Origin of the sequence: Streptomyces sp. NPDC017448 (assembly GCF_044330565.1) — a bacterium.
GTDB lineage: Bacteria > Actinomycetota > Actinomycetes > Streptomycetales > Streptomycetaceae > Streptomyces.
In genome coordinates this window covers 1-16,362 of sequence record NZ_JBIRLM010000033.1, presented here as the reverse complement: position 1 = coordinate 16,362, position 16,362 = coordinate 1, and the positions used below count along the sequence as shown (strand labels likewise).

The window sequence follows — 16,362 nt, the reverse complement described above, 5'->3', positions numbered from 1 at the left end:
CGGGCGCTTCCCTTCGTTTTCTTCTGTGTCCTGCTGTCTTGCGTTTCCGACTCTATCAGACTCTTTCGTGTCCGATTCCCGGTCGAAGCGGGCCCCGCGATCCTGCCTTTTCGCTTTCCAGGTCTCCCGCTTCCGCGTTCTCCCTTTCCGGCGAGTCCGACTCTATCAGCCTTTTCCTTTTCCCTTGACCACGTCCTGCGGGCATGCCGAAGAAGCGTTCTTGGTTAGGATCTGGGCTTGAAGGTCGCCGCCGACCCCCGACTCAAAGTCGCGTTGGGGCCAGGCAGGGATACGACAGTACAGGTCGCCGGGGACCGAGGCAAATCGTTCCGGTGCACCCCCTAGGTCCGCCAAGCGGTAGGTCTCGGGCGGAACCGGGACTTCATATGACTTACGCTGCTGAGCAGTACGCCGTCCCCCCTCAGCCGCGGCGGCGACACCTGAATCTCCACCCCCTGGGAGGCTCCCCATGACCAACGTGACGTCCCCTCTTACCGGACGCGCCATCGGACTCACCGCCGTTCCCGACCCGGTCTTCTCCGGTGCGATGGTCGGTCCCGGCACCGCCATCGACCCGGTACGCGAGCCCTCCGAGGCTGTGTCCCCCGTCGACGGCATCGTCGTCTCCCTGCACCCCCACGCCTTCGTCGTCGTCGACTCGGAGGGGCACGGGGTGCTGACGCACCTCGGCATCGACACCGTCCAGCTCAACGGCGAGGGTTTCGAGCTGCTCGTGAACAAGGGGGACACGGTGGCCCGGGGCCAGGGCATCGTGCGCTGGGATCCGGTCGCCGTCGAGGCCGCCGGCAAGTCGCCCATCTGCCCCATCGTGGCTCTGGAGGCCACCGCCGATTCGCTGTCCGGCCTCCGCGAGGACGGGGACGTGAAGGTCGGCGACGCGCTGTTCGGCTGGCAGTGACACCTCGGGCGCAGTGACGGGCCAGTTGCACAACCACCGCGGTGACTCGGTCGCCGCACAACCGGAGACGGGTGAAATGGAGACAACGCTGCGAGGCGTCGGCGTGAGCCACGGTGTGGCCATCGGCGAAGTTCGGCACATGGGCACGGCGGTGCTGGAACCGCCCGCCAAATCGATTCCCGCCGAGGAGGCCGAGCGCGAACAGGGGCGCGCCCGGCAGGCCGTCGAGGCTGTGGCGGCCGACCTCGTCGCACGCGGCAATCTGGCCGGCGGCGAGGCACAGCACGTGCTCGAGGCACAGGCCATGATGGCGCAGGACCCCGAGCTGATGTCCGACGTCGATCGGCGTATCGCCGTGGGCAGCACCGCCGAGCGTGCCGTCTACGACGCGTTCGCCGCGTACCGGGCGCTGCTCGCCAATGCCGGGGAGTACCTGGCGGGACGGGTCGCGGACCTCGACGACGTACGGAACCGGATCGTGGCGCGGCTGCTCGGTGTGCCGATGCCCGGTGTGCCGGACAGCGACGAGCCGTACGTGCTGATCGCGCGCGACCTGGCCCCCGCCGACACCGCGCTGCTGGACCCGACGCTGGTGCTCGGCTTCGTCACCGAGGAGGGCGGGCCGACCAGCCACAGCGCGATCCTGGCGCGGGCGCTCGGTGTTCCGGCCGTGGTGGCGCTGCCCGGCGCCGGTGAGCTGGCCGAGGGCACGGTCGTCGCGGTGGACGGCAGTACGGGTGAGATCTTCGTGGAGCCGAGCGCCGAGAAGCGGGCCGAACTGGAGGGCGCCGCGGCGGCCCGCAAGGCGGCGCTGGCCGCTTCGACGGGGCCCGGCGCCACCTCGGACGGGCACAAGGTGCCGCTGCTCGCCAACGTCGGCGGCCCGGGCGATGTGCCCGCGGCGGTCGAGGCGGGGGCGGAGGGCGTGGGGCTGTTCCGCACCGAGTTCCTGTTCCTCGACGACAGCAAGCAGGCTCCCTCCGAGGAGAAGCAGATCGCGGCCTACCGCGCGGTGCTGGAGGCGTTCCCCGAGGGGCGGGTCGTCGTGCGGGTGCTGGACGCCGGCGCCGACAAGCCGCTGGACTTCCTGACCCCGGCCGACGAGCCGAACCCGGCGCTGGGCGTCCGGGGGCTGCGGAGCCTGCTGGACCACCCCGAGGTGCTGCGTACCCAGCTGACCGCGCTGGCCAAGGCCGCCGAGGGGCTGCCGGTGTACCTGGAGGTCATGGCCCCCATGGTGGCCGACCGCGCCGACGCCAAGGCGTTCGCGGACGCGTGCCGCGAGGCCGGACTGCGGGCGAAGTTCGGCGCGATGGTGGAGATCCCCTCGGCCGCCCTGCGGGCGCGGTCGATCCTCCAGGAGGTGGAGTTCCTCTCGCTGGGCACCAACGACCTGGCGCAGTACACCTTCGCGGCCGACCGCCAGGTCGGCGCGGTGTCGCGGCTCCAGGACCCGTGGCAGCCGGCGCTGCTGGACCTGGTGGCGCTGTCCGCCGAGGCGGCGCGCGCCGAGGGCAAGAGCTGCGGCGTGTGCGGTGAGGCCGCGGCGGATCCGCTGCTCGCGTGTGTGCTGACCGGGCTGGGCGTCACCTCGCTCTCCATGGGCGCGGCGTCCATTCCCTACGTGCGGGCCACGCTGGCCAAGTACTCGCTGGCGCAGTGCGAGCGGGCGGCGAACGCGGCTCGTTCGGCCGACTCGGCCGAGGAGGCGCGCAGCGCGGCGCAGGCCGTGCTCTCGGGCGAGTAGGACCCGAAGCGGCTTCTGGGCCCGAGGGGTCTTCTGGGCCCAGGGGTTTTCGGGGAGGGGCTTTCCGCCGGTGGCGGGGAGCCCCTCCCCCTTTGGGTGCAGGGCGTGGCGCCTTCGGCCCTTCGGGTGGTCAGTGGTGGGGGTCCGGTGCGTCGGCTCCGATGTCGAACCCCGCGCAGTACTCGACGCCGGATTCCGGCGAGACCGGCTCCCCGGTGTCCGCGTCCGTGCAGTAGGCGTTGAAGACCTCGCCGGCGGTGAGCGGCGCGAGTCCGCCCTCGGCCAGCCGCCAGCCGTGGACGCGGTCCGGGCTGTCGGGGGCGCTGGTACGCAGGACGACGCCCGCGCGTGCTTCCAGGGCGACGGCCACCGCGAGGACGGTGGCGAACTCCGCGCCCTCCGTACTGTCGAGGCGGGCCGGCCCGGTGGTGTCGCGGTGGATGTGGAGCACGGCCAGGAGTTGGTCGTGGTCGGTCGGAACGCTGCACACCAGGTGGTGGCTGCCGGGCCCCGCCGTTTCCAGCAGGCGCAGGATCAGGTGCGAGGCGCGGTCGAAGGCGGCGCGTCCGATGTCCTGGCCGCAGTCGGCGCAGTCGCCGAGACCGGTGAGGCGGAGGGTGGCGTACTCCCAGGTGGCGCGGCGGACCGCGCGGGAGACCAGGACGGGGATGAGGTCGCTCAGGCGTTGGCCGGTGTAGGCGACCGTGGCGCCGACGGCGGCGATCTCGGCGGTGAAGCGGCTGCGTCCGGCTCCGGTGTCCGCGTCGATTCCGGACTCCGCGCAGAACGCGGCGTACTCCTCGGGGTCGAAGACGGCGACGGTGGTGTGGGTGCCCTGGGCGTTCAGCGTCTTGAGCAGGCCCTCGACCTGGTGGAGGTAGGCGGCGTGGTCGTCGAAGGGGAAGCTGCGGTAGCGGCGCATGGCGGCGAAGTCCTGGGCGTCGACGAGGAGTCCGACGGTGCTGGGGGCTTCGCGGCGCAGGGTGCGCCGCAGGGTGGTGGGGTGCGGGGTGCCGTGCCTCCTGGTGCGGTTCCTGCGGTGGGCGGTGTTGTTCCCGGTGCGGTCGGTCTGCGCCATGTGTCCCCCTGTGCGCGGTGAATCATTGCTCACTCAGCGTAACCAGGGGGACTGACAGTGGCGTCACGCGCGGCGCTTCACCGCCAGGTCGGCGTAGAAGCGGAGGAGGTCGAGGTTGTCGACGGAGCCGGGGTTGACCGCCTTGGCCAGCTCGGTTCCCTGGAGGAGGCGTTTGACCGGAACCTCGATGCGCTTGCCGGTGAGGGTGTGCGGGATGCCGGGAACCTCGATGACCTCGTCCGGTACGTGGCGCGGGGAGAGGTTGTCCCGGATCGTCTGCTTGATCGCCGCGCGCAGGCCGTCGTCGAGGGCGGCGCCGTCGGCGAGGTGGACGAAGAGGGGCATCCAGTAGCCGCCGTCGGGTTCTTCGAGGCCGATGACGAGGGATTCGCGGATCTCGGGGAGCCGTTCGACGGCCTCGTAGATGTCGGCGGAGCCCATGCGGACGCCCTGGCGGTTCAGGGTGGAGTCGGAGCGGCCGTGGATGACCACCGAGCCGCGGTCGGTGATGGTGATCCAGTCGCCGTGCCGCCAGACGCCGGGGTACATGGCGAAGTAGCTGTCGTGGTAGCGGCTGCCGTCGGGGTCGTTCCAGAAGCGGATCGGCATGGACGGGAGGGGGTTGGTGACGACGAGTTCGCCGACCTCGCCGGTGAGGGGTTCGCCGGAGGGATCCCAGGACTGGAGGTCGGTGCCGAGGCAGGGGGCCTGGAGTTCGCCGATGTGGACGGGGAGGGTGGGGACGGCTCCGGCGAAGCAGGAGCAGACGTCGGTGCCGCCGCTGACCGAGGCGATCCAGAGGTCGTCCGCGACCTCGTCGTGGAGCCAGCGGAAACCGTCGGGCGGGAGCGGGGAGCCGGTGGTGGCGACGCACTGGACGCGGGAGAGGTCGAAGTCGCGGCCCGGGTGGACGCCGGCCTTGCGGCAGGCCATGACGTAGGCGGCGGAGGTGCCGTAGAGGGTGGCGCCGGTCTGTTCGGCGATCCGCCACTGGGCGCTGACGTCCGGGTGGCCGGGGCTGCCGTCGTACAGGACGACGGTGGTGCCGGTGAGGAGGCCGGAGACGAGGAAGTTCCACATCATCCAGCCGGTGGAGGTGTACCAGAAGAAGCGGTCCTCGGGACCGAGGTCGCAGTGCAGGCCGAGCTGCTTGACGTGTTCGAGGAGGATGCCGCCCTGGGACTGGACGATGGCCTTGGGCAGGCCGGTGGTGCCGGAGGAGTAGAGGACCCACAGCGGGTGGTCGAAGGGGACCTGCTCGAAGACCGGCTCGGTGTCGGCGGAGGTGAGGGCGGCCCAGGCCAGGGCGCCTTCGGGGGTGTCGGTGCCGAGCAGCGGGATGTGGACGACGGCGCGCAGGGTGGGCAGTTCGCGGCGCAGCTCGGCGACGGTCCCGGTGCGGTCGTGCTCCTTGCCGCCGTAGCGGTAGCCGTCGACGGTGAACAGGACGACGGGTTCGACCTGCTGGAAGCGGTCGAGGACGCTGCGGGCGCCGAAGTCGGGGGCGCAGGAGGTCCAGACGCCGCCGACGGCGGCGGTGGCGAGGAGGGCGACGACGGCCTGCGGGATGTTGGGGAGGTAGCCGCTGACGCGGTCGCCGGGGGTGACGCCGAGGGCGCGGAGTTCGGCGGCCAGCGCGCCGACCTGGCGGCGGAGTTCGGCCCAGGTGACAGGGGTCTGGGTGTGGGTCTCGTCGACGTGCAGCAGGGCGGGGGTGTCGGCGCGGGAGGGGTCCTCGGCGGTGCGCAGGGCGTGTTCGGCGTAGTTGAGGGTGGCACCGGGGAACCAGGTGGCCCCGGGCATCGCGCGGTCGTCGAGGACGCTCTCGTACGGGGTGGAGAAGCGGATGTCGAACCATTCGGCGACGGCGCGCCAGAAGGTGTCGAGTTCGTCGACGGACCAGCGGTGCAGGGCCGCGTACCCGCCCTCGGCCGGGGCGCCGTACCGGTTCGCGGCCCAGTTCTGGAAGCGGGTGACGGCGGCGGCCTCGATGCGGTCGGGGCCGGGCTGCCAGAGGGGGGCGTCGGGCGTGGCTGCGGTCATGAGTGCTGCTCCCTGGCTGTACGGGTACGCGGGGTGGGCGTGTCGACGCGCACGGGCCGGGGTGTGCGCGTGAGCGGCTGACACGGACGATGCCATGTGATCGTCCTCGGCACCAGGGCGGCCCGCTCCCGGGGGCTCGGGGGTGCGGCGTCCGGCGTGGGTGAACGGGAGTTGAACGGAGGGTTCTGCGGGTTCGGCGGGTGGCAGGGTGTGCGCCATGGACGGTCGTGACCTGGTGCGTCGGGTGGGGTTGGTCGGTTCGGTGCGAGGGCTGCGCACGGTGCGTTCGGCCTGGCGGCGCAGGGCAGCGGATGCGGCGGCGCTGCCGGCGCGCGGCCCGGAGCGGGCCCGGGTGCCCGGTGCGCTGAGGGGCGCGGAGCCGGGTCCGGGCGGGGGCGTGGTGCGGTTCGCCCGCTCGGATCTGCGGATTCGGGTGTCGGTGGGCGGTGCGGTGTTCTGGGCGTGGGACGGGGCGGAGCCGCTGCCGTCGTACGCGCTGGCGGGCGAGGCGCCCGCGCCGGACGAGCGGGCGGTGCTGGAGCCGGGCAAGGACGGCGGCTGGCAGGTGGTCTCGGAGCGGCTGACGGTGGTGGTGTCGCGGACCGGCGCGGTGGAGCTGCGGACGCCGGGCGGGGTGCTGTTGCGGCGGGAGCTGCCGCCGCGCTGGTGGGAGCCGGCGGGCGGGGGGCCGGTGCGGTGGGTGCAGCGCTCGGAGGTGCCGGCGGACGCGCGGTTCTTCGGGCTGGGCGGCCGGGCGGGCGGGCCGCGGCTGCGGGACGGGGCGTACGGGCTGTGGAACACCGATCCGGGCGGGCGGTTCGGTCCCGGGGACGATCCGCTGTCTCTGACGATGCCGGTGCAGGTGGTGGTGGCGGACGCGGGGACGCATCTGGTGTTCCACGACAACTCCTGGGCGGGCCGGGTGGTGCTGCGGGAGGGCGAGGAGGGGGCCGGTTCGGGGCACGACCGGCCGGGGGCGTGCGAGGTGCGGATGGAGGGCGGACCGCTGCGCTGCTGGGTGGTGGCGGGGACGCCGGCGCGGGTGCTGCGGGGGTGGACGGCGCTGACGGGTGCGCCGGCGACGCCGCCGTCCTGGGCGCTGGGGCCGCAGCACGCCCGGTGGGGGTTCGGCAGTGCGGAGGAGGTGCGGCGGGTCGTCGCCGGGTACCGGGAGCGGGGGCTGCCGTTGTCCGTGCTCCATCTGGACATCGACCACTTCGACGGGCACCGGGTGTTCACGGTGGACCGGGGGCGGTTCCCGGCGTTGCCCGCGCTGGCGGAGGAGTTGCGGGAGGAGGGGGTGCGGCTGGTGTCGATCGTGGATCCGGGGGTGAAGGCGGAGCCGGGCGAGGCGGTGTTCGAGGCCGGGCGTGCGGTCGGGGAGCGCGGGGCGTACGTCCGGGACGCGCGGGGCCGGGTGGTGGTCGGGGAGGTGTGGCCGGGGGCCTGCGTCTATCCGGACTTCACTGATCCGCTTGTGCGGGATTGGTGGGGATCTCTGTACGAGGAGCGGCTTGCGCAGGGCTTTTCGGGGGTGTGGCACGACATGAACGAGCCGGTGTCCTTCGCGGCGTTCGGCGATCCGTCGCTGCCGCGTTCGGCCCGGCACGCGCTGGAGGGCGCCGGGGGCGACCACCGGGAGGCGCACAACGTGTACGCGCTGGCGATGGCGCGCGCCGGGTACGAGGGGCTGCTGCGGTGGCGTCCCGAGGAGCGGCCGTTCCTCTTCTCGCGGTCGGGGTGGGCGGGGATGCAGAGGTACGGGGGCACCTGGTCGGGGGACGTGTCGACGGGGTGGCCGGGGCTGCGGGCGTCGCTGTCGCTGGTGGTGGGGCTCGGGCTGTGCGGGGTGCCGTACTCGGGTCCGGATGTGGGCGGGTTCGACGGGTCCCCCTCGCCGGAGCTGTATCTGCGGTGGTTCCAGCTGGGGGCGTATCTGCCGTTGTTCCGTACCCACGCGGCGATCGACGCGGGGCGGCGGGAGCCGTGGGAGTTCGGGCCCGAGGTGCTGGAGCACGCGCGCAGGGCGCTGCTGGAGCGGGAGCGGCTGCACCCGTACTTCGTGTCGCTGTCGCATGTGGCGCGGCTGACGGGGGCGCCCTACGTGCGGCCGCTGTGGTGGGGTGCGCCGGGCGACCGGGCGCTGCGGGAGTGCGAGGACGCGTTCCTGCTGGGCGACGCGCTGCTGGTGGCCCCGGTGCTGGAGCCGGGGGTGCGGCGGCGGGCGGTGCGGCTGCCGAGGGGGCGCTGGTACGACACGGCGGCCGGGCGGGCGTACGAGGGGCCGGGCCAGGTGGTGGTGGACGCGCCGCTGTCGGGCGTTCCGGTGCTGGCGCGGGCGGGTGCGGTGATTCCGGTGCGGGGCGCGGACGGCGGGCCGGAGCTGGAGGTGTGGGCGCCCGCCCCGGGTCGGACCGGCGGCGGGCTGGTGGTGCGGGATCCGGGTGACGGGTGGGCGGACGCGGAGGTCGAGCGGTATGTGACGCGGTGGGAGGGCGGCCGCGTGGTGGTGGAGCGGGACGGCGGGGAGGGGGAGATCGGTTGTCCCGTGCGGGTGCGGGGGCTGCCGGAGGCCACGGGGGCGCTGGACGTCACGGAGGCGCCGGACGCCTCGTAGCGGCTGCGCAGCCGCGCCCCTCCCCCGCGCGGGTCGGCTCCGGCCCGGCCGGGTCTCCTCAGCCGTAGCGGCCGGCGAACCAGGCGTCGGCGGCCTCCGTGTGCAGCGGGAACGCCAGGGGCCCGGGGCTGTACAGGACCTCGTAACCGGACGTCTCGTCGGTCGGCGCCGAGGGTGGCAGGCTCGCGAGGGGGCGGGCCGGGAGGAGGCCGAAGACCAGGAGGTGTCCGCCGGTGTCGCTGAGGACGTCGGCGAGGCGGACGTCCCGGGGAGCGGCCTCGATGCCGGTCTCCTCGCGCAGTTCTCGGACGACCGCCGTACGCCAGTCCTCGGCGTGGTCGATGAACCCGCCGGGCAGCGCCGACCCGCCCTTCTGCGGCTCGATGGTGCGGGTGATGACGACGAGTCCGGTGGCGTCGGGGCCGGCGACGGGGAGCAGGGCCACCGCGACGGGGAGGGGGTTGCGGTAGGCGGTCGTGCCGCAGCGGGGGCAGGTGCGGGGCCAGGCGTCGGTGGAGGGAAGGGCGGTGTACGGGGCTCCGCAGGCGGCGCAGTGGGAGTCCCGTACGTACCGGGGCGGCCGCAGGGCGGCCGGGGAAGGGCTGTTGCCGGGTTCGGACACGGGCGGACTGTAGCGGACCGTCCCGTCCCCCTGCGACGGGGTCCTGCGGCCGCGTCCTTTCCCGGAGGCCGCGAAGCTGGTAGACGGTGTGCCCATGACAGGAATGCGTACCGCTCTGCGTGCCCTGGCCGCCACGGCCGCCGCCCTCCTCGCCACGACCGCCCTCTCCCCCGCGGCGCGGGCCCGCCCCGCCGAACCGAAAGCGCCCGAGGAGTTCACGGCGCTGCGCTCGGTGGACCCGACCATCCTCCAGGAGATGCGCTACGCCACGCCGCACACCTTCCTGGGCGAGCGGGTGGACGGGTACCGGCAGCCGCTCTGCATCCTGACCCGGCCCGCGGCCCGTGCCCTGCACCTGGCGCAGAAGCGGTTGCTGCGCCAGGGATATGCGCTGAAGGTGTACGACTGCTACCGGCCGCAGCGGGCGGTGGACCACTTCGTGCGGTGGGCGAAGGATGTGGAGGACCAGTCCATGAAGGGGGAGTTCTACCCCCGGGTCGACAAGTCCCGGCTGTTCGAGGACGGTTACATCGCGGAGAAGTCCGGACACAGCCGGGGCAGCACGGTGGACCTGACGCTCGTCCGGCTTCCCGCGCTGCCGACCAGGCCGTACCGGCCGGGCGAGCGGCTGACCCCCTGTTTCGCGCCGAAGGACGAGCGGTTCCCCGACAACTCGGTGGACATGGGCACGGGCTACGACTGCTTCGACACCCTGTCGCACACCGACGACCCGCGGATCACGGACGCCCAGCGCGCCAACCGGCAGCTCCTGAAGCGGACGCTGGCCGAGGTGGGATTCGTGAACCTGCCGGAGGAGTGGTGGCACTTCACGTACAAGCCGGAGCCGTTCCCGGACGCCTACTTCGACTTCCCCGTGCACCACAGGTCGGTGGCCGGGCGCTGAGGGGGCGGGCCGAAGACGCTGAACGGGCGACCGGGGCCACCCCCGTGGGCTCCGGCCGCCCGTTCTTCATCTCGGACGCGAAAGAGGCGTGTCCGGTTGCGGATCGGGCGGCTACGGTGCCCGTATGCCACAGCAGACGTTCGACACCTACGAGGAATTCTGGCCCTACTACGTGGCGATGCACTCCCGTGCCGCCACCCGCTGGGTCCATCTGACCGGCACGCTGACCGGGCTCGCGATCTCCGCCTACGGGCTCGCGCGCGGCCGGAAGCGGTATCTGGCGGCCCTGCCGTTGATCGGGTACGGGACGGCGTGGCCCGCGCACTTCCTGATCGAGAAGAACAACCCGGCGACGTTCGGACACCCGGCGTGGTCGTTGCGCGGGGACGCGCGGATGGTTCGGATGATGCTCGCGGGCCGGGACGCCGAACTGGCGGAGACCGCGGCGAAGTGGCTCGCGGAGAACGGCCGGGACGGGCTCGGGGGAAGCGGGCGCGGCTGAGTCCGGCGGGCCGGGCCGGGGGCCTTTCGCCGGCCGGGGCGTACGGCCTGTCCACGGCTCTGGAGCTGGACGGGCACGAGGACGCCGGGCCGGGCGACAGGTTTTTCCCGCTCACGTCTTGACTGGCCGTCACCGCCGCAGAACACTCGGGGCCCGGCGCGCCGGACAGCGTGCGGCCCGTACCCCTGTCGGCGGGGGTACGGGCCGTACGCGTGCCGGTCCGCCCGCCGGGGGCGGGCCCGTCCGGCTCAGGTGGCGACGGGCTCGCGGGTCCGTGCCGAGCGCTCCAGGGCGTGCTCCACGACCGCGACCAGGACGTCGCGCACGGAGGACCGGTCGCGCGCGTCGCAGACGAGCAGGGGGACCTCGGGGTCGAGGTCGAGGGCGGCCCGCACGGTCTCCGCCGGGAACCGCTCGGCCCCCTCGAAGACGTTGACCGCGACCGTGAACGGGATGCGCCGGCGCTCGAAGTAGTCGACCGCGGCGAAGCAGTCCTCCAGCCGCCGGGTGTCGGCGAGGACGACCGCTCCCAGCGCGCCCTGCGCCAGCTCGTCCCACAGGAACCAGAAGCGGTCCTGGCCCGGCGTGCCGAACAGGTAGAGGACCAGGTCCTCCCGCAGCGTGATCCGGCCGAAGTCCATCGCGACCGTGGTGGTCGTCTTGGACTCGACGCCTTCCAGATCGTCCACCGGGCGGCCCGCCTCGGTGAGCCGCTCCTCGGTGCGCAGGGGTCTGATCTCGCTGACCGCGCCGACCGCGGTCGTCTTGCCGACCCCGAACCCACCCGCCACCAGGATCTTCAGGGTGACGGGCTCGACGGGGCGTCGCTTGTCGCGCCTAGAGCGCCCGAAGGCCATGGATAACCTCGCGAAGAATGTTCACGTCCGGCAGCTCGGCCGGCGGAACGGGACGGGTGACGTGCACCAGCTCGTCCTCGACGAGGTCGCCGACCAGGACCCGTACCACCCCTACGGGGAGGTCGAGTCCGGCGGCCAGCTCGGCGATGGACTGGGGCGTGTCGCTGCAGAGTTCGACGATCGCCACGTGTTCGGGGGCGAGCGTCTGGTCCCGGCCGGGGTCGTCGGCGGCCGGTTCCGGCACGACGAGCGCGATCAGGTCGAGGCGGTGCCGGGAGGCGCTGCCGGTGCGCCCCCGGGTCATCGCGTACGGGCGGACGACCGGTCCCGCCTCCGCGTCGTACCACCGTGAGACCTGCGGGTCGGCGGTCCCGTCCGGGGAGCCGGGGCCGGTGCCCGGGGTGTCGGCGCTCATGCCCGCCACGCTCACCCTCCGGCGGGCTGACCGGTCGTCCGCGGGGCGTTGGCCAGGTGGGCCCCCACACGCTTGACCATCAGCGTCATCTCGTACGCGACCTGGCCCACGTCGGAGTCCGCTTCCGCCAGGACGGCGAGACAGCTGCCGTCGCCGGCGGCCGTGACGAAGAGGAACGCCTCGTCCAGCTCGACGACGGTCTGGCGTACCCGGCCCGCGTCGAAGTGGTGCCCCACCCCCTTGGCGAGGCTGTGGAAGCCGGAGGCGACGGCGGCGAGGTGCTCGCTGTCCTCGCGGGTCAGGTCGGCCGACGCGCCGGTGGCGAGTCCGTCGCTGGAGAGCACCAGCGCCTTGCGGATGCTGGCGACGCGCTGGACGAGTTCGTCGAGCAGCCAGTTCAGTTCACCCGAGCCGTGGCGTGCGGGGTTGTGTGCTGCGGCGTTCGGTGCGGTCATCGACCGTCCCCTCCCGGAGTGGTTCCTGGTGCTGTGCCATCGGGGCCGCCGGTGGTCCCGGCGTTCTCGGTGGTGTCGGTGGCCGCCGTGTGCGCGGTGGTCCCGTCGCCCTCGGCGGATTCGGCGTTCTGCCGGCGGCCGCGCTGCCAGCCGCGCTGGAGCGAGGCCATACGGGCGCGTACCTCGTCCGCGTCGCGCTCGGCGTCGTCGAACGTGTCCACGGACACCCGGTGGGGGGCATGCTCCGCGGCTTCCTCACGGAGCCGGCGGGCGAGGCTGGCCTGCCGGACGCGCCGGGGTAGCCCTCCCACGGTGTCGGGCGCGGCCGGGGCGGGGGAGCCGTCGTGCCGCGCCCCGGGGGCGCGCGGCGGCTCCGCCGAGCGGGACGTTTCCGCGGCGTACGCCCGGTCCGCGGTGCGGGGCTCCGAGGGGCGGGGCGGCTGCGGCGCGGGGGAGGCTTCCGGGTCGCGGGAGAGCTCCGCGGGGGGAGGCGTCCGCGCGGTGTTCGGCGCCCCGGGCGTGCGGCGGGCGGCGGCCCGCGCGGTCCAGGGCGCTTCGGGGGCGCCGGGCTCGTCGGCGGGTCCGCCGGTACGCCGGGCGGAGGCGTGCGGAACCGGCCCGGTGGCCTTCGCGGGGGCCGCTGCTCGGGCGGCCGGGCCGCCGACGCGGCGGCCCCGGTCGCTGACCAGCGTCGGCGGGGTGCGGCGGGGCAGCGGGTGGGGCCCGGTGGGGCGCATCGGGCGGACCGCCGCCGTGGGTCCGTCGCCGTCGCGGGTCTGCTGGTGCTGGTCCCGGTCGGCGGGCGGGCGCGGGCCGCCGGACGCGCGGTCGCCGTCCCGGCGCAGGTCACGGGCGCGGAAGATCCCGCCGCGCTCGCTCTCGGTGTCCTCCAGGTCGGACACGCCGTCCAGGACGGGGCCGAGGGCCGGGTCCAGGGCGGGGTCCGGCGAGCCGTCCAGCAGGTCGTCCGCGAAGTCGAGGGGGCCGACCGGGGCCTCCAGTTCGACCGGCCCGTCCAGGACGCCCGGCCCGGTGGGCCCGGCGGGCACGGGCGCCAGGACGGCGGACCTGCCGCTGCCGCGGTGCTCCCCGCCCGCCGCCGTGCCCTGCGCGTCCGGCGCCGCCTCCGGGCCGCCGACGATCGCGCGCTCGGCCCGGCGGTCGAGGCGGAAGCCGGTGCCGTGGGTGTCGGGGGCGTCGGTGAGCAGGGCGGCCGGGATGAACACGACCGCGGTGGTGCCCCCGTAGGGCGATTTCTGCAGGGAGACCCGGACGTTCTGCCGCTGGGCGAGCCGGCTGACGACGAACAGGCCGAGCCGGTCGGTGTCGGACAGCTCGAAGTCGGGGGTCTCGGCGAGCCGCAGATTGGCGTCGAGGAGGAGCTCCGGGGCCATGCCGAGGCCCCGGTCGTGGATTTCGAGCGTGAAGCCGTTGGAGACCCGTTCGCCGTGCACCTGGACCGCGGTGTGCGGGGGCGAGAAGACGGTGGCGTTCTCCAGGAGTTCGGCGATCAGGTGGGTCAGGTCGGCCACCGCGGGTCCGCCCACGCCGATCCGCGCGAGCCGCCGGACCTCGATGCGTTCGTAGTCCTCGACCTCGGCGACGGCGGCCCGCACCACGTCCATCAACTGGACGGGCTTGCGCCACTGGCGCGAGGGGGCGGCGCCGGAGAGGATCACGAGACCTTCCGCGTGCCGCCGCATACGGGTGGTGAGGTGGTCGATGCGGAACAGGTCGGCCAGCTCGTCGCTGTTCTCGGTGCGGCGCTCCATCGCGTCGAGCAGGGTCAGCTGGCGGTGCAGGAGCACCTGGTTGCGGCGGGCGAGGTTGACGAAGACCTCGGAGACGCCGCGTCGCATGTCCGCCTGCTTGACGGCGGCCTCGACGGCGGCCCGCTGGAGGGTGTTGAGGGCCTGCCCCACCTGGCCGATCTCGTCGGGCCCGTAAACGAGGTGCGGGGCCTCGGTCCCGACGTCCACCTGTTCGCCCGCCGCCAGCCGGCGCATGACGCTCGGCAGCCGTACGCCGGAGACCTCGTGGGCGTCCTTGCGCAGCCGGGAGAGGTCGCGGACGAGTTCACGGCCGATCCGTACGGAGACGAAGACCGAGACGATCAGGGCCAGGAAGCCGAGGACGCCGGCGATCCCGGCCTGGACGAGCACCCGGCGGCCGACCGGTTCGGCACGGTCCTGGAAGCGGTTGCCCATCTCCACGGCGTCGTTCCCGAGCCGGTCGAGGACGGGCACGGCCACCTCCTCCCAGCGCTCGGCGTCGACGGCGCCGGGGCGCTTGGCCGGACCGGCCGAGATGAGGGCGTCCTCGGCGGTCCGCAGGGGTTCGGCGTCGGGGCTGCCCCAGAACTGCTCGACGCGGCGGCGTTCGTCGGCCGGGAGGTTGTCCAGGCTGACCTCGTAGAGCAGCTCCCGCTGGGCGACGAGGCCGGATATGTAGCGCAGTTCGGAGGTGGTGAAGCGGCCCGCGATGAGGCCGGAGGCGATCAGCGCGTCCTCGCGCGAGAGCATTTCCCGGGCCCGGCCCACCCCGACCAGGGCGCGCATCTGCTTGTCCAGCGCCACGTTCTCCAGGGCGTGGAGTCCGCTGAGGAAACGGTAGGAGGGGTCGACGAGTCCGTTGTAGAAGTCCAGCGCCTTCGCCCGGCTGATGGTGCGCTTCTCCACCGATGCGCGCAGCGCTCCCAGACCGTCGACGGCGCCGAGGATCGCGTCCAGGCGGCGGGCGTCGGCGGCGCTCAGCGCGTCGCGGACGTCCCTGGCCCGGGAGTTCTCCCTGACGCGGTCCACGACGCGGTCGGTGGCGGCGCGTTGGCGTATGAGGTGGGGCAGCGCGTCGGAGGCCCGGGGGTCGGCGAGGAAGACGAGGGTCTGCCGCCGCTCGGCCTGGACGGCGCGGACGGCGTCCTCCAGCGGGTGGCCGACCTCCTTGACGATCGATCCCGCGCTCATCAGTTCGTCGGCCTGGCGGCCGGTGATGTAGGTGGCGAAGACCCAGAGGCCCGTGAGGGAGACGAGCGGCACCAGCAGCAACGCCACGATCTTCCTGCGGATGGACTTCCCGCGAAAGCGCATGGCCTCCCCCAGATCGGCCCCGCGTCGCGGGGGTGCTCTTCTCCCGGCCGCCCCTCCGCGCGCCGCGCACCGTGGGTGCGCCGGTGTGCTCCGGGCGGAGGCGGACGAGGTCCGTCCTGCGTCCATAAACGGCGCGAGCCTACTACCGACACAGAGACAACTCGAAGGCACGTCCGGATGATTTTCAGCCGCCCGAACCGGGTTTGATCATGAGTTGTCCCGGTATTTCCCGGAGATGAAATTCGCGAAAGCGACAGAGGGCCCTGGCCTGACTCCTCGGTACCGGCACGTACCAGTTGGCTGGAATTCTTCGCCCCGTCAGCTTCTGTGCCCTACTCGTGCTTTTTCCGGGGAATTTTCGGGACGGGCGGTTCGTCCCTGTGTACGGGGTAGGCGCACGGTGGGGTCGTGCGCGGCAGGACGGGCGTGTTCCGCCCGCGTAGAACCGGCGCAAGCCGGGCAGCCACCCTGAAGTCGCACAGTGGTGGGGAGTTGAAGGCCTTGAGCACGCAGGAACGCGGGAGCGCCGCCGCGGCGGCGGCCGCGCGGGCGGATGCCGCGGACGGGGCGCGGGCGCCGCGGCAGTTGTGGGTGGAGGAGCCGGCCTCGAAGAGGCGGATGCCCGACGCGGTGCGGACGGCCGCCGTGCGCGCCGTTCTGATCATGTCGTTCACGATCATCCAGGCGATGATCGCTTTCCTGACCACCCTGGCCGGCTCCTGGCTGGCCTTCCCCATGGTGCTCAGCAGTGTGGCCAGCACCGTGGTCGCCACCTGGGCGGTCCTCGACGTTTGGGTGACCCGGCAGGTGTGGAACCAGCGCCACGGCGTGGTCTCCGTGCCGAGCAGCACGGCCCGGCAGATACGGCGCGAGCGGCGCCGGTCCCGCCGGGCCGAGCGGGCGGCCGAGCGGGACGGCACGAGCAGCGGCATAGGCGACCGCCGGAGCGCCGGAGACCTCTCCCGGGCCTGACGCCCGGCCCACCCCGCGGGAGCGGACCGGCCAAGGGCCCGTGGCCGCCCCCCCCCCCCGCGGGGGGGGGGGGGGGGCCCCGCCCCCCCCGGGGCCCCCGCGCCCCCCGGGCCGCCCGCCCGACCACGGCCGGCGGCCCCGTACC

The 16,362-nt window shown here is 73.7% G+C and carries 13 protein-coding genes; 6 read left to right on the top strand and 7 right to left on the bottom strand.

What is annotated here, in order from left to right:
- Positions 1-469: 469 nt before the first annotated feature.
- Together ACH4K1_RS32175 and ptsP are read left to right on the top strand one after the other, a co-directional pair.
- Positions 470-919, top strand: a complete 450-nt coding sequence (locus tag ACH4K1_RS32175; protein ID WP_228995119.1) for a PTS glucose transporter subunit IIA — start codon at positions 470-472, stop codon at positions 917-919.
- 76 nt (positions 920-995) lie between these two features.
- On the top strand, positions 996-2,666 hold the full coding sequence (gene ptsP / locus ACH4K1_RS32170; protein WP_398093062.1) for a phosphoenolpyruvate--protein phosphotransferase: 1,671 nt from the start codon (positions 996-998) through the stop codon (positions 2,664-2,666).
- Positions 2,667-2,796: 130 nt separating this feature from the next.
- On the opposite strand, the gene ACH4K1_RS32165 is transcribed toward ptsP, so the two are convergent.
- The gene (locus tag ACH4K1_RS32165) at positions 2,797-3,744 is read right to left on the bottom strand and encodes a hypothetical protein (RefSeq protein ID WP_398093061.1); all 948 of its coding nucleotides are present in this window, start codon (positions 3,742-3,744) and stop codon (positions 2,797-2,799) included.
- Between the two features lie 63 nt (positions 3,745-3,807).
- Positions 3,808-5,787 (bottom strand): acetoacetate--CoA ligase, encoded by a 1,980-nt coding sequence (locus ACH4K1_RS32160; RefSeq protein WP_398093060.1) that lies wholly within the window; start codon positions 5,785-5,787, stop codon positions 3,808-3,810.
- 217 nt (positions 5,788-6,004) lie between these two features.
- Between ACH4K1_RS32160 and ACH4K1_RS32155 the strand changes: the two genes are divergently transcribed.
- Positions 6,005-8,404, top strand: coding sequence for a glycoside hydrolase family 31 protein (locus ACH4K1_RS32155; RefSeq protein ID WP_398093059.1), 2,400 nt, complete (start codon positions 6,005-6,007; stop codon positions 8,402-8,404).
- 58 nt (positions 8,405-8,462) lie between these two features.
- On the opposite strand, the gene ACH4K1_RS32150 is transcribed toward ACH4K1_RS32155, so the two are convergent.
- A complete protein-coding gene (locus ACH4K1_RS32150) occupies positions 8,463-9,026 on the bottom strand; it encodes an NUDIX domain-containing protein (RefSeq protein WP_398093058.1) in 564 nt (187 codons plus the stop codon).
- Positions 9,027-9,129: 103 nt separating this feature from the next.
- Here ACH4K1_RS32150 and ACH4K1_RS32145 point away from each other — a divergent pair, with 103 nt between their 5' ends.
- Positions 9,130-9,930, top strand: a complete 801-nt coding sequence (locus ACH4K1_RS32145; RefSeq protein WP_398093064.1) for a M15 family metallopeptidase — start codon at positions 9,130-9,132, stop codon at positions 9,928-9,930.
- Positions 9,931-10,054: 124 nt separating this feature from the next.
- The gene (locus tag ACH4K1_RS32140; protein WP_398093057.1) at positions 10,055-10,432 is read left to right on the top strand and encodes an Mpo1-like protein; all 378 of its coding nucleotides are present in this window, start codon (positions 10,055-10,057) and stop codon (positions 10,430-10,432) included.
- Between the two features lie 248 nt (positions 10,433-10,680).
- Here the strand turns inward: ACH4K1_RS32140 and ACH4K1_RS32135 are convergent, their stop codons facing one another.
- Genes ACH4K1_RS32135 through ACH4K1_RS32120 form a run of 4 tightly spaced genes read right to left on the bottom strand, consistent with a single transcriptional unit; the run spans position 10,681 to position 15,245 of the window.
- On the bottom strand, positions 10,681-11,289 hold the full coding sequence (locus tag ACH4K1_RS32135; RefSeq protein WP_398093056.1) for a GTP-binding protein: 609 nt from the start codon (positions 11,287-11,289) through the stop codon (positions 10,681-10,683).
- Positions 11,270-11,704, bottom strand: a complete 435-nt coding sequence (locus ACH4K1_RS32130; protein WP_398093055.1) for a DUF742 domain-containing protein — start codon at positions 11,702-11,704, stop codon at positions 11,270-11,272. Before ACH4K1_RS32130 ends, ACH4K1_RS32135 begins: the two co-directional genes overlap by 20 nt.
- A gap of 11 nt (positions 11,705-11,715) precedes the next feature.
- Positions 11,716-12,159, bottom strand: a complete 444-nt coding sequence (locus tag ACH4K1_RS32125) for a roadblock/LC7 domain-containing protein (RefSeq protein WP_030116460.1) — start codon at positions 12,157-12,159, stop codon at positions 11,716-11,718.
- Positions 12,156-15,245 (bottom strand): nitrate- and nitrite sensing domain-containing protein, encoded by a 3,090-nt coding sequence (locus ACH4K1_RS32120; RefSeq protein ID WP_398093054.1) that lies wholly within the window; start codon positions 15,243-15,245, stop codon positions 12,156-12,158. The genes ACH4K1_RS32125 and ACH4K1_RS32120 overlap by 4 nt, the downstream gene beginning before the upstream one ends.
- A gap of 618 nt (positions 15,246-15,863) precedes the next feature.
- On the opposite strand from ACH4K1_RS32120, the gene ACH4K1_RS32115 reads away from it, so the two are divergent.
- Positions 15,864-16,217 (top strand): hypothetical protein, encoded by a 354-nt coding sequence (locus ACH4K1_RS32115; protein ID WP_398093063.1) that lies wholly within the window; start codon positions 15,864-15,866, stop codon positions 16,215-16,217.
- The last annotated feature ends 145 nt before the right edge of the window (positions 16,218-16,362 follow it).